Annotated in this window: 15 protein-coding genes; 8 read left to right on the top strand and 7 right to left on the bottom strand. The window is 72.2% G+C overall.

What is annotated here, in order from left to right; genetic code table 11:
- Positions 1-48: 48 nt before the first annotated feature.
- Together JHAT_RS28630 and JHAT_RS28625 are read left to right on the top strand one after the other, a co-directional pair.
- Positions 49-1,341 carry an ATP-binding protein gene (locus tag JHAT_RS28630; protein ID WP_077801194.1) on the top strand — a complete coding sequence of 431 codons (1,293 nt, stop codon included), beginning with the start codon at positions 49-51 and terminating at the stop codon, positions 1,339-1,341.
- Complete coding sequence (locus tag JHAT_RS28625; protein ID WP_077801178.1) at positions 1,338-2,057, top strand: response regulator transcription factor; 720 nt, start codon at positions 1,338-1,340, stop codon at positions 2,055-2,057. Before JHAT_RS28630 ends, JHAT_RS28625 begins: the two co-directional genes overlap by 4 nt.
- 42 nt (positions 2,058-2,099) lie before the next feature.
- On the opposite strand, the gene JHAT_RS28620 is transcribed toward JHAT_RS28625, so the two are convergent.
- Positions 2,100-2,519 carry an ATP-binding protein gene (locus JHAT_RS28620; protein ID WP_077801177.1) on the bottom strand — a complete coding sequence of 140 codons (420 nt, stop codon included), beginning with the start codon at positions 2,517-2,519 and terminating at the stop codon, positions 2,100-2,102.
- Between the two features lie 130 nt (positions 2,520-2,649).
- Between JHAT_RS28620 and JHAT_RS28615 the strand changes: the two genes are divergently transcribed.
- The 3 genes from JHAT_RS28615 to JHAT_RS28605 all read left to right on the top strand — a co-directional run bounded on the left by JHAT_RS28615 (position 2,650) and on the right by JHAT_RS28605 (position 4,960).
- Positions 2,650-3,462: a helix-turn-helix transcriptional regulator gene (locus JHAT_RS28615; protein ID WP_253195639.1), complete on the top strand. Its 813-nt coding sequence runs from the start codon at positions 2,650-2,652 to the stop codon at positions 3,460-3,462.
- Positions 3,459-3,707: a DUF397 domain-containing protein gene (locus tag JHAT_RS28610; protein ID WP_077801176.1), complete on the top strand. Its 249-nt coding sequence runs from the start codon at positions 3,459-3,461 to the stop codon at positions 3,705-3,707. Before JHAT_RS28615 ends, JHAT_RS28610 begins: the two co-directional genes overlap by 4 nt.
- A gap of 242 nt (positions 3,708-3,949) precedes the next feature.
- Positions 3,950-4,960, top strand: coding sequence for a hypothetical protein (locus JHAT_RS28605; protein ID WP_077801175.1), 1,011 nt, complete (start codon positions 3,950-3,952; stop codon positions 4,958-4,960).
- 30 nt (positions 4,961-4,990) lie between these two features.
- On the opposite strand, the gene JHAT_RS28600 is transcribed toward JHAT_RS28605, so the two are convergent.
- Both JHAT_RS28600 and JHAT_RS28595 read right to left on the bottom strand, forming a co-directional pair.
- On the bottom strand, positions 4,991-6,541 hold the full coding sequence (locus JHAT_RS28600; RefSeq protein WP_077801174.1) for a polysaccharide lyase family 1 protein: 1,551 nt from the start codon (positions 6,539-6,541) through the stop codon (positions 4,991-4,993).
- A gap of 318 nt (positions 6,542-6,859) precedes the next feature.
- Positions 6,860-7,909, bottom strand: coding sequence for a C40 family peptidase (locus JHAT_RS28595; RefSeq protein WP_077801173.1), 1,050 nt, complete (start codon positions 7,907-7,909; stop codon positions 6,860-6,862).
- A gap of 314 nt (positions 7,910-8,223) precedes the next feature.
- On the opposite strand from JHAT_RS28595, the gene JHAT_RS28590 reads away from it, so the two are divergent.
- The gene (locus JHAT_RS28590; protein ID WP_077801172.1) at positions 8,224-8,577 is read left to right on the top strand and encodes a hypothetical protein; all 354 of its coding nucleotides are present in this window, start codon (positions 8,224-8,226) and stop codon (positions 8,575-8,577) included.
- Here the strand turns inward: JHAT_RS28590 and JHAT_RS28585 are convergent.
- Positions 8,555-9,568, bottom strand: coding sequence for a tellurite resistance/C4-dicarboxylate transporter family protein (locus JHAT_RS28585; RefSeq protein WP_077801192.1), 1,014 nt, complete (start codon positions 9,566-9,568; stop codon positions 8,555-8,557). The two genes, JHAT_RS28590 and JHAT_RS28585, sit on opposite strands and share 23 nt — an antisense overlap.
- A 237-nt stretch (positions 9,569-9,805) precedes the next feature.
- Here JHAT_RS28585 and pcrA point away from each other — a divergent pair, with 237 nt between their 5' ends.
- Positions 9,806-12,292 (top strand): DNA helicase PcrA, encoded by a 2,487-nt coding sequence (gene pcrA, locus JHAT_RS28580; RefSeq protein ID WP_077801171.1) that lies wholly within the window; start codon positions 9,806-9,808, stop codon positions 12,290-12,292.
- Between the two features lie 104 nt (positions 12,293-12,396).
- Here the strand turns inward: pcrA and JHAT_RS28575 are convergent, their stop codons facing one another.
- Together JHAT_RS28575 and JHAT_RS28570 are read right to left on the bottom strand one after the other, a co-directional pair.
- Positions 12,397-14,091, bottom strand: coding sequence for a M23 family metallopeptidase (locus tag JHAT_RS28575; protein ID WP_077801170.1), 1,695 nt, complete (start codon positions 14,089-14,091; stop codon positions 12,397-12,399).
- 283 nt (positions 14,092-14,374) lie between these two features.
- Positions 14,375-15,406 carry a triacylglycerol lipase gene (locus tag JHAT_RS28570; RefSeq protein ID WP_077801169.1) on the bottom strand — a complete coding sequence of 344 codons (1,032 nt, stop codon included), beginning with the start codon at positions 15,404-15,406 and terminating at the stop codon, positions 14,375-14,377.
- A 495-nt stretch (positions 15,407-15,901) separates the two neighbouring features.
- On the opposite strand from JHAT_RS28570, the gene JHAT_RS28565 reads away from it, so the two are divergent.
- Positions 15,902-16,318, top strand: a complete 417-nt coding sequence (locus tag JHAT_RS28565) for a cobalamin B12-binding domain-containing protein (protein WP_077801168.1) — start codon at positions 15,902-15,904, stop codon at positions 16,316-16,318.
- A gap of 298 nt (positions 16,319-16,616) precedes the next feature.
- On the opposite strand, the gene JHAT_RS28560 is transcribed toward JHAT_RS28565, so the two are convergent.
- The coding region (locus tag JHAT_RS28560) for a DUF5691 domain-containing protein (RefSeq protein WP_107482050.1) at positions 16,617-17,800 on the bottom strand (1,184 nt) is incomplete at its 5' end.

Raw genomic sequence — 17,800 nt, 5'->3', positions numbered from 1 at the left:
GACCGACCCTGATGCTCCCCCTCACCCGGCCGTGTGACCATCGTTGACATGCCGGACGCCGCAGCACCGCCCCTCCTCGAACCACGGCCGCCGCGCAAGCTCTACCGCAGCAGCGACGGACGCTGGCTCGGTGGCGTGGCGCGGGGGCTCGCCGGGCACCTCGGGCTGCCCGTCGTCTGGGTGCGGCTCGTCTTCGTCGGCCTGTTCATGGCCGACGGCCTCGGTGCGCTGCTCTACGCGGCCTTCTGGTTCTTCGTACCGCTCGGTGTCGGCGGCGTCGACGCGCAGAGGCCGCCGTCCCTGGTCACGACCGAGACCTCGCCGGACGGCCGCCGCAGACTCGTCGCCCGCAAGCCGGACCGGGGGCAGATCGTCGCCCTGCTCCTCATGGTCGTCGTGGCCATGATCTTCGTGGGCAACGTGGATCTCGGCAACGGCGCCAAGGCCTACCTGTGGCCGGTCGTGCTGGTCGGCGCGGGAGTCGCCCTCGTCTGGCGCCAGGCGGACAACGCCCGCCGGGCCCGCTGGGCCGAGGTCGGTCGCGACCGGCGCACCGTCACGCTGCTGCGGTCGGTCGCCGGTGTCCTGCTGGTGACGGCCGGCGTCTCGGGCATCTTCATCCTCCAGGGGTCGACCGCCCACCTGGGCTCCGTCCTGCAGGCCGCGCTCGCCGTCCTCGTCGGGACGACCCTCCTCGCCGGTCCCTACCTGGTGCGGATGACGCAGGACCTCTCCGAGGAACGGCTGATGCGCATCCGCGCCCAGGAGCGCGCGGAGGTCGCCGCCCACGTCCACGACTCGGTGCTGCACACCCTCACCCTGATCCAGCGCAACGCGGAGAACGCGGGCGAGGTGCGCCGCCTGGCCCGCGCGCAGGAACGGGACCTGCGCGCCTGGCTCTACAAGCCCGAGGGCAACGGCAAGGACGAGGACGACGAGCCCACCACCCTCGCCGAGGCCGTCAGGCGCAACGCCGCGGAGGTCGAGGACAAGCACGGGGTGCCCATCGAGGTCGTGGTCGTCGGCGACTGCCCGCTCGACGAGAGGATCGGGGCACAGATGCAGGCGGCACGCGAGGCTATGGTGAACGCCGCCAAGTACGGTGGCGAGGGCGGCGCGGTTCAGGTCTACGCCGAGGTCGAGGGCAGGACGGTCTTCGTGTCCGTGCGCGACCGGGGTCCCGGCTTCGACCTCGACTCGATACCCGCCGACCGCATGGGCGTCAGAGAATCGATCATCGGCCGCATGGAGCGCAACGGCGGCACGGCGCGGCTGCGCGCGGTGCCGGACGGCGGCACGGAGGTCGAGCTGGAGATGGAGAGGGCGGAGAAGACGTCATGAGCGACCCGACCGAGGGCAACGCAACGGCGGGACCGGCGGACGGCGGTGCGGGGGAGCGCCACGTGCGCGTGGTCCTCGTCGACGACCACCGCATGTTCCGCACCGGGGTGCAGGCCGAGATCGGCCAGACCGCGCAGACCGGCGTGGAGGTCGTCGGAGAGGCCGCCGACGTCGACCAGGCCGTCACCGTCATCACCGCGACCCGGCCCGAGGTGGTCCTCCTCGACGTCCACCTCCCGGGCGGCGGCGGCGTCGAGGTCCTGCGCCGCTGCGCCCCCCTGATGGCCGACGCCGAGCGGCCCGTCCGCTTCCTCGCGCTGTCCGTCTCCGACGCGGCGGAGGACGTGATCGGCGTGATCCGCGGCGGTGCGCGCGGCTACGTCACCAAGACGATCACCGGCACGGACCTGATCGACTCGGTCTTCCGCGTCCAGGAGGGCGACGCGGTCTTCTCCCCGCGCCTGGCCGGTTTCGTCCTGGACGCCTTCGCCTCCACCGACGCCCCGCCGGTCGACGAGGACCTCGACCGCCTCACCCAGCGCGAACGCGAGGTGCTGCGGCTGATCGCCCGCGGCTACGCGTACAAGGAGATCGCCAAGCAGCTGTACATCTCCGTCAAGACGGTCGAGTCCCACGTCTCCGCCGTCCTCCGCAAGCTCCAGCTCTCCAACCGACACGAACTGACCCGCTGGGCCACGGCGCGCCGGCTGGTGTGACGGCAGACGGGCACGGGGAGGTGCCCGGGGGCGGCCCCCACGTCACACCTCGAACCACACCTCCTTGCCGATGCCGCACTCCCTTCGCCGCACGCCCCAGTCCGCCGCCAGCGCCGCCACCAGGGCGAGTCCCCGGCCCGACTCGTCGTCCGGGCGGGCCGCGGCGGGCGTCGGCAGGACCTCGGAGGCGTCCGTCACCGTGACGCGGAGGCGGTCCTCCGTCAGTTCGCAGCGGGCCCGGATCTCACGTCCGGCCGGGACCTTCGCGTGGCGGTACGCGTTCGTCATCAGCTCGCTCAGGAGCAGTTCCGCCGTGTCCGTGACGTCCTGCGGCAGCTCCCAGGAGGCCGCCTGTTCGCGGAAGAGGGTGCGCGCCCGGCCGACACTGCGCGCATGGCGGGGCAGCCGCCACTCGATGTCCTTCGGGGCGGTCGTGGGGAGCGGCGGCCACGGGGTCTGCATGCCCTGTTCATCCCTTGCGTCGATGTTTCGCGGTTGACGGGATCACCGTCCCGGCCCGCGCGTAGCCTCACGAGTGACGGAGCGGGTACAGCGCGTGGTTGTACCCGGCGTGGCCCCGGCGGAGGTGTGCGTGGCGACCGAGGTGAACTCCCAGCCGCCGATCGCGTGGCGGTACTGCGGCAGCCAGATCAAGATGTGGCGCGCGGAGGCCGGCGTCGGCCGGGAGGCGCTGGCCAAGGAGGCCGGTTACGACTACGAGTACGTCAAGTCGATGGAGAACGGCCGCCGTCGGCCCACGCTGCGGCTGCTCCAGGTCGCGGACCAGGTGTGCGGGGCGGGCGGGAAGCTGGTCGCCGCGCAGGAGTATTTGAAGCCGGAGCCGTTTCCGGCCTTCTCGCAGGACTTCATCCGGTACGAGGCGGAGGCCATTTCGCTCAGCTCCTATGAGCCGCTGCTCATCCCCGGCCTTTTGCAGACAGAAGAGACGGCCCGGTCATTGCTCAAGGCTCACTGGCCTCCGCTTGATGACGAGACCGTCGAAGAACGCGTGGCAGCACGACTCGAGCGGCAAGTCCTGTTGGCCAGGCCAACCAGGTCCTTCAGCTTCGTGATTGGCGAATCTGCGCTGCGGAACAAGGTCGGCGGCGTTGAGACGCACGCACAGCAGCTGCGCCATCTGTTGACGCTGTCGCAACAGAGGAATGTCACGGTCCAAGTGTTGCCCATTGTCGGCGCGCATCCTGGCCTCAACGGGCCGCTTGTCTTGCTGGAGACGCCCGAACACGAGCACGTTGGATATGAAGAGGGGCAGACAGCCGGCGTCCTGTACTCGGATCCCGATCGCGTCAGTATTGCCACACAGCGCCATGCGATGATCCTCCGGCTGGCGTTGAGTCTTTCGGAGTCCGCGCGATTCATCGACAAGGTGGCGGAGGAGTCATGAACAGGGACCTGCGGTGGTTCAAGTCCACTTACAGCGGCACCGAGGGTGGCAACTGCCTGGAAGTCGCCCTCGAGTGGCGCAAGTCCAGCTACAGCGATAGTCAGGGTGGCAACTGCGTCGAAGTCGCCCCCTGCCCCCACACCGTGCACGTCCGGGACTCGAAGCTCGGGCGTCGGAGTCCTCGGTTCGCCGTCGCCGGGGGAGCCTGGACGGCCTTCGTCGCCCACGCCCGCACCGGCGCTTGAGCTTCGAGACGCGAGCCTCGGGATCCGAGCGGCGTTTGCAAGGAATGGGTGGTGGGGTTCTCCCCACCACCCGCCCTCCCCGCCGCAACCGGCCGCTCTACCGGTCAGGGTGACTTTTCGTGATCGGCTTGCGACGCGCCGTCAGGTCCCTCTAGCGTTCGCAGCGACAAACAACCCCGGTCGGGTGTTAGCAGCACCCGCCGGGGTCTCACCCCAAGATCGCAGACTCTAGGAACGATCTCGTGGCTTACGAAGACTCTAGCTCCGCCCTGCCCGCACCCGCAGCTCATCCCCTGGCCAATCCCGGCTACGGCAAACGCACGGCCCCCACCGAGCCCGGCGCCGCCTCCCGGCCCGTCGACTTCTCGCACCTCCCCGCCCGCGAGGCCTACATCGCCGCCTACGTCGACCGGCTGCCCGAGGGCGCCGCCATGGACGTGAAGAGCCTCGCCAAAGTGCTGCCCCTGTACGGTCAGCAGGCCGTCCGCAGCGCGCTCAACCACCTCTCCCGCGCCGGGCACCTCCACCGCGTCCGCGGGCTCGCCCTTACCGTCGACGGCGGGACGCGCTGGGTGTTCCGCACCTTCTGGTCCAGCACCGCCCGCGACAGCGCCTGGTGGGCTCGGCTCCTGGGCGGCGACGAGGCCGTGGACGCGGTGAGGCGGATCGAAGACAACGCCGAGGCCGCCCCATCGGGTGAAGCCGGGCCCCCGCCCACCGCCGCCGCAGCCCACCGTGCCACCGCCTACCGCACCCTCGCCCGGCTCGGCCGCGTCGAGCCCCGGCTCGCCCTGTCCGACGCGGACTGCCACGACCTGACCGACCTGGTCGTCCCGTGGCTGGAGCGGGGCGCGACCCCCGTCTCGCTGACGAAGGCCCTCACCACCGGCCTGCCGGACGACGTCCACGCGCCGCGCGGCCTCGTCGCCCGGCGGCTGCGGGACAAGCTGCCGCCCGTGCCGATGCCGTACGCGGACTGTGGAGCGGAGCCGGACGACGACGATCCCGGTCCCCGCCTCGTCGGCCGCCTGATGCCGGAGTGCACCGAGTGCGGCGTACCGGGGCGTCCCGCCGCGTTCGTCGGTGGGCTGTGCCAGGGCTGCCGCATCGGCTCGCCGCACGGTGCCGCCCCGCGTGAGGTGCCGCCCGCTCCGTCCGCACCTCCGTCCCGCGCCGCCGTTCTCGCCCGCGAGGCCGTCCTGGCCGCCAGGGGTTCCCGGCCGGGAGCGGCGACGGCCCGCCGACCGGGGTGACGGTCGGCGGGCGCCTTCAGCGCGGGCCGGTCATCCCGCGTAGGTCTCGAACTCGGCGACCTTCGGGGTACCCGACGCGCTGGTGATCTGGAAGGTGACCTTCTTCAGCGAGGTCGCGGGGAAGGCGATGACTCCCGCGCCGTTGCCCGAGGTCAGGGTCGCGCCGGTGTCGCCGTTGACGACCTTCCAGGAGCCGATGGTGCCGGCGCTGCCCGCCGCCTCCCTGATGTTGACCTTCGACACGGTGGTGGCGGTGCCCCACTTGACGGAGATCGAGCCCGTCGAGCCGACCGGGGACCAGTAGGTGCTCAGGTCGCCGTCGCGCACGTTGCCGTAGCTCGTGCCGCTCGCCTTGGAGGAGCCGTCGGCGCCGGCCCCGAGGCTGAGGTTGGTGCCGCTGGGCTGGGTCGGGCCGGGCGTCGGGTCGGTCGGGTCCGGCGTCGGCTCGGTCGGGTCGGTGGGACCCGGGGACTGCACCGAGCAGCTGCCGTCCGACACCTGCAGGCCCTTGTTCGCCCCGGCCGTCCGGCTCACGACGCCCGGCACGCAGGACGCGTCGTCCAGGCTGTAGGAGTACGGGATGCTGACGCTGGTGTTGGACTGAGGGTTCGGGCCGGCCGGGTTGTTGTCCTCGCCGGGCTCGGACCAGGTCACGTTGTCGAAGATGTTGCCGCTGACCTGCCAGTAGCCGGCCGCGTCGGTGTAGAAGGTGCCGAGGACGTCCTTGGAGTCCTCGAAGTAGTTGTTGTCGACCCGGGCCTTCGCCCCGGCGCGGGAGTTGATGCCGGACTCGTTCAGGTGCACGTAGTGGTTGTTGTAGATGTGGGCGATGCCGCCGCGCAGCAGGGGCGCGCGGGAGTCGAGGTTCTCGTACAGGTTGTGGTGGAAGGTGACGTAGCCGTTGGAGCGGTCGCTCTCGCTGGAGCCGATGAGCCCGCCGCGGCCGGAGTTGCGCAGGACGCTGTAGGACAGGGTCACGTACTGGGTGTTGTCCTTCATGTCGAAGAGGCCGTCGAAGCCCTCCGACTCACCGCCCGAGGCCTCCAGGGTGGCGTGGTCGACCCAGACGTTGCGGACGTCGCTCTCCATGCCGATGGCGTCGCCGCCGTTGGAGGTGGGCGAGCCGGACTTCTTGACGTTCCGGACGGTCACGTTCTGGATGACGATGTTGCTGGACTCCCGGATGTGGATGCCCAGTTGGTCGAAGACGGCGCCGCTGCCGACGCCGACGATCGTGACGTTGCTGACCTGCTTCAGCTCGATCTTGTCGGCCGCGGTGTTGCAGCTGTCGCCCGACACCTTGGTGGTGTTGCCGTGGTTGATGGTGCCTTCGACCTGGATGACGATCGGGGTGCTGCTGGAGGCCCGGTTGCACAGGGCCTGGTGGATCGCGGTGCCCGTGGTGGCGCGGACGGTCTGCCCGCCCGCGCCGCCGGTGGTCCCGCCGTTCTGGGTCGCGTAGCCGGTGGCGCCCGCGGCCGCGGCCGAGGCCTCGGGGGCCGTCAGGACCGCGCCGGCCGCGGCCGCCAGGGCCAGCGTGCCCACTGCGGCCGAGAGCCGTACGGCGACTGGTCGTCTCATGTCTCGCCTCGCCTTTCGTCTTCGCGCGGCGGGGGCGCCGCACGCTGTTGTCGTTCGGCGGGGCCGTGGGGTTGCCGCCCCGGTGGATGTGAAGCGGTTTCCCTCGTGCCCACCTGTCTGAGTTCCGTGTGCGGTGACGTGCTGTGGTGGCAGCGCCTCACACCCGGATACAGCTCAGGCGAGACGGCGAAATGGCTAGTCTGAGCTGAGCATGACAAAGCATGAGAGGTGAGAAAGCGCTTTCACCGACCGCGAGAGTAGGGCGGGACCTTCGGCGTGGCAAGGGTTCGCGCGCGCATCCGGTCCGGCCCGTCGGTCTCACACCACGCGCGCGGCCCCCGCGAAGGGCATCTGGTCGACGGGCGCGACCCGTACCGGCGCCGAGGGGTTCGGGGCGTGGATCATCCGACCGTTGCCGACGTAGATGCCGACGTGGCTGATGCCGGAGTAGAAGAAGACCAGGTCGCCCGGGGCGAGTTCCGAGCGGGAGACGCGGCGGCCCGCGCCGATCTGGGCGTAGGTCGTGCGGGGGAGGGAGACGCCCGCGGCGCGGTAGGCGGCCTGGACCAGGCCCGAGCAGTCGAAGGCGTCCGGGCCGCTCGCGCCCCAGACGTAGGGGCTGCCGAGCTTCCGGTAGGCGTACGCGACGGCCGCCGCGGCCCGGGAGTTCGGCGCCTGGGCGGAAACCGACAGGCCCTCGCGGGCGCCCGCGGAGCGGGTGGCGCGGTCCGTGCCGTGGGCGAGGGGGGCGCGTTCCTCGGCCGTCAGCCGGGACAGCAGGCGGCGCGCGGCCTCCAGCTTGCCGGTGACGGTGGCGCGGTGCCGCTTCAGCTCGGCCTGCCGCGACGTCAGCGAGGCCAGCTCGATCCGGGCGGCCCCGCGCAGCTGCTCGACGTCCCGCAGTTCCTCGCGCGCCCGGCCGACGGCGGCCGCCTGCCGGCTGCCCACCCGCTCGACGAGCGCGGCGTCCTCCAGGTACCGGTCGGGGTCGGAGGAGAGCACGAGCTGCAGGGCCGGGTCGAGGCCGCCGCCGCGGTACTGCGCCGCCGCGACGGAGCCCAGCGACTCCCGCGTCGCGTTCAGCCGCTCCTCCTTGCGGGCCACCTCGTCCCGCAGGTCCTCCAGGCGCCGCTCGGCGGCGTCGGCCTTCTCCTTCGCGCCGTTGTACTGCTCGGTGGCGACCTCCGCCTCCTGGTACAGCTGGTCGACCCTGGCCCTGATCTGCGCCGGGGTCGGCTCCGGAGCGGCGTGCCCGGTCCCGCCCAGCCCGGTCGCGCCGGCCGCGCCGAACAGGGTGACCGTGAGGGCCGCGCGGAGCGCCGTCCCGTTGCCCGCGGGGCGCTTGCGTGGCCTGCGATGCGCTGCCACCAGGGATTCACGTCCTTCCGTACCGGGCGCCGGCCGCGGTTCGCGCCGGTCACCTGCCGCAGGACGCTAGGCCGGTCGGTAACGGACCGGTGACGGGTTGCGCGGAACTGGCGGTACCGGGCCGGAGGGCGACCGCAAGTGACCGCGAGCCGGGCAGGAGGTCACCTCCTTCACGCAGGGTGATGACCGAAATGCCGGTTCGGAGACACGTGAGGGCGGTGAGCTGCTATGAGCCGCACCTGTGCATCCGGGGCGGTGCGGGCCGGGCGGCCCGGTGTCGGAGCGTGTCCGGCCGCTGACTAGGCTCCGGCCCCATGGACGTACTCATCCACCTCTTCGTCGGGCTGCACATCATCGGCATCGCGGCCCTCCTCGGGGGCTTCCTGACCCAGATGAAGGCGATGGGCCGGGGCGACGCCCGCTTCACCCCCGCCATGCTGCACGGCGCGCTGACGATGCTGGTCACCGGAGCGGCCCTGGTCGGCCTCAACCAGGCCCAGGACCACGCGGTCGACAACGTCAAGATCGGCGTCAAGCTGGCCGTGCTGATCGTCATCCTCGGCCTCGTCTACGTCAAGCGCGACGACGAGAAGGTGGACAAGCCGCTGTTCGGCCTGGTCGGCCTGCTGACCCTGGTGAACGTCTTCATCGCGGTGCTGTGGACCTGACACCCTCCGCGCCTCCCGCGGCCATGGTCCGCCGCCCCTCGCGCGCCGAGACCACCGCCCCCGCGGCGACCACCGACCACCCGGCCACCGCGATCCACACCAGCGCCTGACCCGGCCCGTCCAGCCACGGGACGTCCACGACGGCGGCGACGGACAGCGTCGCCGCCGCCGTCATGCCGAGGGGGAAGACGGTCGACCAGCGACGTACGTCGTAGCGGGGCCGCGGCCACACGATCTCGCAGACGAGCAGCACGACGTACCAGGCGAGGTCCAGCGCCAGCAGGGCGACGGTCGCGTCGTGCAGCACGGCGGCGTCGTCGCCGTTCCACAGGTACGGCCCGGCCTGGGCCGCGGCGAGCAGCTTGGACCCCGCGAGCGCCGAGATGGCGAGCGCGCCGCCCGCGACCCAGTGGTCCCCGGCGCCGCGGGCCACCTGCCGCAGGTCGAAACGGAACAGCGCGACGACGTAGAGCGCGAGCCCCAGCCAGAACGCCACCAGCGACGCGTGCGCCGGCCAGGCCGTCGACGTGGCCGCGGCCAGCGTGGCGCCCAGCACGGCGAGCCCTTGCGTGGCGACGCAGCCCAGGAACACCGCGCCGGGCATCCGGCGCTCCCAGTGCCGCACGACCCACAGCAGCAGCCCCGGCCACAGCAGCGCGGCCAGCGCCAGCAGCACCGCCGCCGGGGTCGTCCAGCCGAGCAGCGAGAAACGGGTGCCGAGCACGGTCGTCGCCGCCACCGCGGTGAGCGCGCCCGGCGTCCCCGCCCGCGCCACCCACGTCGTCCGGTCGGTCAGCAGCAGCGAGACGAAGTGCGCCGCCAGCGCCAGCCAGGCGGCGCAGGCCAGGACCAGCGCGATGCGGGACAGCGGTTCGTGACGCGTCAGGTGCAGACCGACCGACAGGATGCCGGTCGCCATCACCGCGGCCCCGGCCGCCGGCGGACGCCGCGCCCACCAGGCGCGCAGGGAGTGCAGGGTGCCGGATGACATGGGGGCGGTCGACATGGGTCGATGCTAGGCAGGACCGCGCGCCGGCCCGGCCGCACCTGCTGCGGGCCGACGCCCGCCGTCGCGGGGGCGGTGGAGCTGGGCTCGGCACAGCTCGTGATCCCCGGCGTACGGGTCACTCCGCGTGACGGTGCCCGTCGCGGGGACCGGGCTGCGGATGCCGGTCATTTTCCGGGGTGGCGACCGGTTGTCGGTGAGGCGCCCTAGACTCGGAGAGCGATGAGCAGCCTCTTTGACGAAAGCTTCCTGGCGAGCCTCCAGACCCCGCACGGTCACGAGGAGGAACCCCCGCCGCCGCCCGAGGACGATCACGTGCCGGAGCCGGTCCCGCACGATCTGTTCGGCGGGAAGTTCGACGTGCCGCCGGACCGGGACACCCACTACCGGGACGGCGCCCCGCGCCCGGTCCTGGACCCGGCCGCGCTCCTGGAGGGGCTGAACGACAACCAGCGCGCCGCCGTCGTGCACTCCGGCTCCCCGCTGCTCATCGTGGCCGGCGCCGGCTCCGGCAAGACCCGCGTGCTCACCCACCGCATCGCCCACCTGCTGGCCGAGCGGAACGTGCACCCCGGGCAGATCCTCGCGATCACCTTCACCAACAAGGCCGCGGGCGAGATGAAGGAGCGCGTCGAGCAGCTCGTCGGCCCGCGCGCGAACGCCATGTGGGTCATGACGTTCCACAGCGCCTGCGTGCGCATCCTGCGCCGCGAGTCGAAGAGGCTCGGCTTCACGTCGTCCTTCTCGATCTACGACGCCGCCGACTCCAAACGCCTGATGGCCCTGGTCTGCCGGGACCTGGACCTCGACCCCAAGCGCTTCCCGCCCAAGTCCTTCAGCGCCAAGATCAGCAACCTGAAGAACGAGCTGATCGACGAGGAGGACTTCGCCGCCCGGGCGGCCGACGGCTTCGAGAAGACCCTCGCCCAGGCCTACGCGCTCTACCAGTCCCGCCTGCGCGAGGCGAACGCGCTGGACTTCGACGACCTGATCATGACGACGGTCAATCTGCTGCGCGCCTTCCCGGACGTCGCCGAGCACTACCGCCGCCGCTTCCGGCACGTCCTGGTCGACGAGTACCAGGACACCAACCACGCCCAGTACGCCCTCGTGCGCGAGCTGGTCGGCACCCCCTCGGAGCACCCCGCCGACGCGCCGTCCGAGGCCGAGGTCCCGCCCGCCGAGCTGTGCGTGGTGGGCGACGCCGACCAGTCGATCTACGCCTTCCGCGGCGCCACCATCCGCAACATCCTCCAGTTCGAGGAGGACTACCCGGACGCGACGACGATCCTGCTGGAGCAGAACTACCGCTCCACCCAGACCATCCTCAGCGCCGCCAACGCCGTCATCGAGCGCAACGAGTCCCGCCGCCCCAAGAACCTGTGGACCAACGCCGGCGCGGGCGCGCGGATCACCGGGTACGTCGCGGACACCGAGCACGACGAGGCCCAGTTCGTCGCCGACGAGATAGACCGTCTCACGGACGCGGGCGAGGCCCGGGCCGGCGACGTCGCCGTCTTCTACCGCACCAACGCCCAGTCCCGCGTCTTCGAGGAAGTGTTCATCCGCGTCGGCCTGCCCTACAAGGTCGTCGGCGGCGTCCGCTTCTACGAGCGCAAGGAGGTCCGGGACGTCCTGGCCTACCTGCGCGTCCTCGCCAACCCCGAGGACTCGGTGCCGCTGCGCCGCATCCTCAACGTCCCCAAGCGCGGCATCGGCGACCGCGCCGAGGCGATGATCGACGCGCTCGCCCAGCGGGAGAAGATCAGTTTCCCGCAGGCCCTGCGCCGCGTGGACGAGGCGTACGGCATGGCCGCGCGCTCCGCGAACGCCGTCAAGCGGTTCAACGCGCTCATGGAGGACCTCCGCACCATCGTCGAGTCCGGCGCCGGACCGGCGACCGTGCTGGAGGCCATCCTCGAACGCACCGGCTACCTCGCCGAGTTGCAGTCCTCCACGGACCCGCAGGACGAGACCCGCATCGAGAACCTCCAGGAACTCGCCGCCGTCGCCCTGGAGTTCGAACAGGAGCGGGGCGAGGGCGAGGGCACCGGGACCCTGGCCGACTTCCTGGAGCGGGTCGCGCTGGTCGCCGACTCCGACCAGATCCCCGACGAGGAGGAGGGTGACGGCGTCGTCACCCTCATGACCCTGCACACCGCCAAGGGCCTGGAGTTCCCGGTCGTCTTCCTCACCGGCATGGAGGACGGCGTCTTCCCGCACATGCGCGCCCTCGGCCAGACCAAGGAGCTGGAGGAGGAACGGCGCCTGGCCTACGTCGGCATCACGCGCGCGCGGGAGCGGCTGTACCTGACCCGGTCCACGCTGCGCAGTGCCTGGGGACAGCCGTCGTACAACCCGCCCTCGCGCTTCCTCGAGGAGATCCCGGCGCCCCACCTGGAGTGGAAGCGCACCGGGGCGAACGGGCCCGTGTCCTCCAGGCCGGTCTCGGGAGTGGCGGCCTCACTGTCGTCGTCCCTGTCCCGTTCGTCGGCGTCGGGCGCGTCCGGCTTCGCCACGCGCCGGTCCGCCTCCGAGAAGCCGACGGTCTCGCTCGCGGTCGGCGACCGTGTCACGCACGACCAGTTCGGACTCGGCACGGTGGTCGGTATCAAGGGCACGGGGGCGAACGCCGAGGCGACGATCGACTTCGGGGACACCAAGCCGAAGCGGCTGCTGCTGCGGTACGCGCCGGTGGAGAAGCTCTGAGCCCGGGCCGACGGGCTCCGAGAGGCTGACGGACCGGAGGGTGCCCGGCGGGGTGGGCCGCGTCGGACGGCGTGGCCCACGGCGGCTGCCGGGACGTCACTCCGTCACTGCGGGTCGAGGCCGTGGCTGCGCAGCCACGGGAGCGGGTCGATCGCCCCTCCGCCGGAGGGCCGCACCTCGAAGTGCAGGTGCGGTCCGGTCGAGTTCCCGGTGTCGCCGGAGAACGCGATCGGATCGCCGGCCTTGACCTTCGCCCCGTAGGGAACCTGGTAACTGGACAGGTGGCAGTACCAGGTCTCCGTGCCGTCCTTCGCGGTCAGGATCAGCATGTTCCCGTACGCCACGTTGTACTGCGTGCGCACCGTGCCGTCGGTCGCCGCCATCACCTTCGTGCCGTACGACACGGGGAAGTCGATGCCGGTGTGCGCGGACATCCAGTTGACGCCGGCCTGGCCGTAGTAGGCGCTGAGTCCGTGCTGCTCGACCGGGAGCGCGAACTTGGGGCGCAGCCGCTCCTTGCGGGCCGCCTCCTGCGCCGCCCTCTTCTTCTCCAGCGCCTGCTCGGCCTTGAGGTCGATGCGCTCCTGCGTCCGGCTGGCCCGGTCGGCGAAGTCGTCGGCACTGGCGGAGAGGCCCGTGAGCTGCGTGTCCAGCTTGTTGTTGGCGGCGGAGGGCTTCACCGGTGCGGCGCCCGTGTCGTCCGCCGACGCGGTGGTCTCCTTGCCGTCCTCACCGCCCAGATCGCCGACGGAGGCCGCGGCGATGCCGGCCACGCTCATCACGCAGGCCGAGGGAACGGCGATGGTCATCAGCGCCGAGCGCTTGGCCGGCTGACGCCGACGGGAACGCGCCGCGCCCCGGGAGGCGGTGCGCGCGGCCGGGACCACGGGGGCCGGGACGACCTCTTCCTGGTCCTCCAGCAGGGGGGTGACGGCCGGCAGTTCGCCGGTGGCGGTCAACCCGTCGTCGCGCGCAGCGGGTTCCTCGGCGACGGCCGGGGCGGTGTCCGCCGCGGTCTCCGTCACGGTGTCCTGCGCCGCCGCGCCGTCCGAGTTCCACTGCGTGGCGTCGTAGGCGCCGGTGTCGAACGCGCCGCTGCCGAACGTGCCGGTGCCGAAGGCCACCGCTTCGAAGGACCCGGTTTCGAAGGACCCGGTTTCGAAGGGTCCGGCTTCGGAGGTCTCCGTCCCGAAGGAGTCGCTCGTGAAGGTCCCGGTCGCGAAGGTCTGGGTGCCCCAGGCCCACTGCTGGGTCCGGTCGGCGGGGTCGCCGGCCTGGTCGGGCCGGGTCCAGGCACCCGTGTCCCACTGGCCCGTCGACTCGACGCTCGTCGCCTGCGCCGGCACCGTGACGGGCTGCTGATCGTCGGCCGTCCACGTGGTCGTGTCGTAGGCACCGGTGTCGTAGGCGGCGTGGTGCCGGGCCGCGTACGTGTCGTGGTGGAGCGTCTGGTGGCTGCCGGTCGCCCACTGGGTGGAGTCGTACGCACCCGTGGTGGTGGCATAGGCACCGGTGGTGGCGTAGGCACCGGTGGTGTCGTACCAACCGGTGGTGTCGTGCGAGCCGGTGGTGTCGTAGCCGTCCGTGTTCCGGTCCGGGAGGCTGCCGAAGAGCGGATCCGCGGCGAAGGCCGCCGTGGCGTGGAGCCCGGTGGCGAAACCGGTGGTGTCGTGGCCGCCGTACGTGGTGAGGTCGCCGTACTGGGCTTCCCCGGTGCCGTACGACGCGTAGTGCGCCGGGTCGGCGTCGGAAGCCGAGGTCGGGGTGGTCATGTCCCCCGACGGGTGACGGTCGTTCACCAACTTCTCTTTCGCCTCGACAACAGGGCTGCCAGAGCAGTGCGGCGACTGTACCCGGCGGTATGCGGGCGCGACAATCTTCTGCAGGTTTCGCCCGCGCAGGAAACGGGCAATCGGCCGTGTTTTGGAGGACGACGGGCGCGGGCTTGGCATTGTGTTCGATGTTTGTTCGATGTCGGCCGGTGCGTGTCGGGGCGGTTGTCGCCGTGGTGATCGCCTCCACGGGCGCCTCGGAGGCCTCTTCCGCGGCCGGCCGGGTGAGGGTTCCGTGAGGGTTCCGGATTCAGGCGACGGTCAGGCCGCCGGAGCGGCCTCCGGCCTCCGTGCCCGATTCCGGTCCGGGCGTGTCGAGGGCCTGCCGGATGCCGGTGGCCACGGCGGGGTGCACGGGAAGGGCGAGGTGGCCGATGCCGCTCACCCGGACGTTCTGGACGGCCAGGTCGGGGTGGTCGAGGCAGGCCGTCTCCAGCGGGTCCATCACGCGGTCCAGGTCGCTCCAGAAGCTGACGAACCGCGTACGGCAGCCGGGCGCCGGCAGGGCCAGCTCCTCCAGCAGCGCCGAACCGGGGCGCATCTGGCGCACGATCGGGTGGGCGTTCGCCAGCGGCACCACCCGGGTGCCCGCGTGCGGGGTGCCGAGTGTCACCAGCGTCCGGATGCGGAGGTCACCGCCGAGACGCTGCACGTAGTACCGGGCGATCAGGCCGCCGAGGCTGTGCCCGACGACGTCGACGCGGTCACTGCCCGTGCGTTCGCAGATCTCCTCGATGTGCCGGCCGAGCAGCTCGGCCGCGCAGCGGATGTCGCAGGTCAGCGGCGAATAGTTCAGTGACTCGATCTGCCGCCTGCCGTGCTGGGCCAGGCTGCGGCGCAGGAGGAGGAAGACCGAGCGGTTGTCGATGAAACCGTGCAGCAGGACGACCGGGGGGCGGGCGCGGGCCGGCAGCTGCGCGGTGGGCGCGGAGGAGGGCGAGGAGGACCCGGCGTCCTGGGAGCCCGCCCGAAGGGGCTCGGGGACGCACCGGCGCTCCTGGACGATGCCGGAGGGGTAGAGGAGGACGTGCCCGGCGAGGATCGCGGCCTCCAGGGCGGTGGCCTTCAGGAGGGTCACGGAGAGCCCCGTCACCTTGCCGGGAAGACCCGAGAGACCCGACAGGCCGGAAAGGCCGGAGAAGCTGGAGAAGCCGGTGAGGGCCGACATGCCCGGGAGTCCTGTGAGTCCCGGCAGGGCCGAGATCGACGGGAGGGCCGGGAGGGCGGGCAGGAAACGCTGACAGAGCGGGAGAAGGGGGAGTGCTGCCGTCGTGACCTTCATGGGCCGACCTCCTGTCGGCACGCGGAGGAACGCCTCTGTCCCCGTGTGCCCTCGTGGAGAGCCGTGACACCGGTGGTAGGTGGTGTGTGCGAGGTGTACGTAAATCCAGTGTGCCAGTGCAGTGGGTTCTGTGCCCTCCGGTGCCGTGCGATACGGCGACGAGGCGCGCGGCTGCCCTGCCCTGCCCTCGCTGCGGTTCTCCGTGCGCATGTCCCGCCGCGGTCCCTGCGACTCCGGTGCGCGGCGAACGTGTCTCACCGTGTGATTTCCCCCTCTGTCTCCACCGCGAAACTGCCGGTTGCGGGATGCTGGCGATAACGTTCGTTCACTTCCCCGGACGGCGTGGTACGGGGTGTCTGTGCCGCGAGGGCGCGCGTTTCGTGCACTTGGCGCGGAATGTGTGACCCATGCGCACCGTGCACCTGTGTACGCGCATGGGTGATGTGTGCGGTACTTGTCGGTACGGATGGATGTAGTCGCTTCATGGAGGCAGTGATGGGTGTGGCAGCCGGTCCGATCCGCGTGGTGGTGGCCAAGCCGGGGCTCGACGGCCACGATCGCGGGGCCAAGGTGATCGCGCGGGCCCTGCGCGACGCCGGTATGGAGGTCATCTACACCGGGCTCCACCAGACACCCGAGCAGATCGTGGACACCGCGATCCAGGAGGACGCCGACGCGATCGGACTGTCCATCCTCTCCGGTGCGCACAACACGCTCTTCGCCGCCGTGATCGACCTGCTGCGGGAGCGGGACGCGGCGGACATCCTGGTCTTCGGCGGCGGGATCATCCCCGAGGCGGACATCGCCCCGCTGAAGGAGAAGGGCGTCGCGGAGATCTTCACCCCCGGCGCGACGACGGCGTCGATCGTCGACTGGGTACGGGCGAACGTACGGCAGCCGGCAGAGGCGTAACCGCATCCGCTCCACCGACGGAGCGGATGCGGAGGGCTCGGCCGACGGACGGGTGCGGGCGGCCCGCTCGGGCGCCTGTGCGGGCATGCGGCGCCCGAGCGCACGCCCCCAGGAAGGCGACACCAGGAAGCGTGCGCCGGTGTGACGGCACGTCGGGACGGCTCGGCCGGGGGCACGCGGCAGCGTCCTCGGGCCGCGGCGCCGGACCGTGCGTCCCGCCGCGGGCCGCGGCGCCGTCAGATGTGCCGGCCCTCGTGTGCCGCGCATGCGCCTCCGCCCCGGTGTCGGCGCCGCGCCCCTACACCACCCCCAGCTCCTCGGCCATCGCCGCGCGCAACCGCAGCGTCGTGACCAGCCGTTGGAACGCCTCCGCCCAGTACCCGCCCGCTCCCGGCGACGCGTCCTCCGGTTCGTCCGGCACCGCCAGCAGCCCGTTCAGGCGGCCGGCCTCGGACGGGTCGAGGCAGCGCTCGGCCAAGCCCATGACGCCGCTGAAGCTCCAGGGGTAACTCCCCGCGTCGCGGGCGATGTTGAGCGCGTCGACCACCGCCCGTCCGAGCGGCGGAGCCCACGGCACCCCGCACATGCCGAGCAGCTGGAACGCCTCCGACAGACCGTGCGTCGCGATGAACCCCGCGACCCACTCGGCCCGTTCGTCCGCGCCGAGCGTGCCGAGCAGCTTGGCCCGCTCGGCCAGGGACACCGCGCCGGGGCCGCCCGCCTCCGGCGCCGTGGGCGCTCCCAGCAGCGCCCTCGCCCACGCGGCGTTCCGCTGCCGCACCGCCGCCCGGCACCACGCCGCGTGCAGCTCGCCCTGCCAGTCGTCCGCCACGGGCAGCGCGACGATCTCCTCCGGTGTGCGCCCGCCCAGCCGGTCCGGCCAGGCCCCGAGCGGTGCCGCCTCCACCAACTGGCCGAACCACCAGGACCGCTCGCCCCGCCCCGCGGGCGGCTTGGGCACGATCCCGTCCCGCTCCATACCCGCGTCGCACTCGTGCGGCGCCTCCACGGTGATCATCGGTGGATCCGGGACGCGGTCCAGCGACACGCACGTCAGGGCCCGTGCCGCCATCCGCGCGGCCAGCGCCGAGCCCGGCAGCGCCGACAGCAGCTCCGCCGCCGTCGCCCGTACGTTGCGGCTGCGGTCGGCCAGTGCCTGTTCCAGGAACGGTTCGTCCGCCGGCGCCAGCCCCGTCCGCAGGGAGTCGAGGAACATCAGCCGGTCCTCGGCCCGCTCCGTCGCCCAGGTCGAGGCGAGCAGTTCGCGAGCGGCGGCGGGATCGCGGGAGCGCAGGGACGCCAGCAGGGCGACACGCTCGGCGAACAGGCCCTCCCGCCACAGCTGCCGTATCCGCTCCGCGGCCTCGGGACCGGGCAGCGCGGTGCCGCCGCCCGGCGCCGCGCGCAGGGCGAACCGCCAGTCCGGGTTCAGCCGGGCCAGCCACAGGGCGCGCGGCCCCGCGAAGGCCACGGGTGCCGCCC

Source organism: Streptomyces sp. JHA26, assembly GCF_002005565.1.
Taxonomy (GTDB): Bacteria; Actinomycetota; Actinomycetes; order Streptomycetales; family Streptomycetaceae; genus Streptomyces.
Note: the sequence above shows the minus strand (reverse complement) of the source record. Positions and strands in the feature narration are given on the sequence as shown.

Bases quoted from the DNA above. Each gene is read 5' to 3' on its own strand.
- JHAT_RS28590 (WP_077801172.1), top strand. From the start codon at position 8,224: ATGGACGTACTCATCCACCTCTTCGTCGGGCTGCACATCATCGGCATC.
- JHAT_RS28620 (WP_077801177.1), bottom strand. From the start codon at position 2,519: ATGCAGACCCCGTGGCCGCCGCTCCCCACGACCGCCCCGAAGGACATC.
- JHAT_RS28630 (WP_077801194.1), top strand. From the start codon at position 49: ATGCCGGACGCCGCAGCACCGCCCCTCCTCGAACCACGGCCGCCGCGC.
- JHAT_RS28585 (WP_077801192.1), bottom strand. From the start codon at position 9,568: ATGTCATCCGGCACCCTGCACTCCCTGCGCGCCTGGTGGGCGCGGCGT.
- pcrA (WP_077801171.1), top strand. From the start codon at position 9,806: ATGAGCAGCCTCTTTGACGAAAGCTTCCTGGCGAGCCTCCAGACCCCG.
- JHAT_RS28570 (WP_077801169.1), bottom strand. From the start codon at position 15,406: ATGAAGGTCACGACGGCAGCACTCCCCCTTCTCCCGCTCTGTCAGCGT.
- JHAT_RS28625 (WP_077801178.1), top strand. From the start codon at position 1,338: ATGAGCGACCCGACCGAGGGCAACGCAACGGCGGGACCGGCGGACGGC.
- JHAT_RS28600 (WP_077801174.1), bottom strand. From the start codon at position 6,541: ATGAGACGACCAGTCGCCGTACGGCTCTCGGCCGCAGTGGGCACGCTG.
- JHAT_RS28610 (WP_077801176.1), top strand. From the start codon at position 3,459: ATGAACAGGGACCTGCGGTGGTTCAAGTCCACTTACAGCGGCACCGAG.
- JHAT_RS28565 (WP_077801168.1), top strand. From the start codon at position 15,902: ATGGGTGTGGCAGCCGGTCCGATCCGCGTGGTGGTGGCCAAGCCGGGG.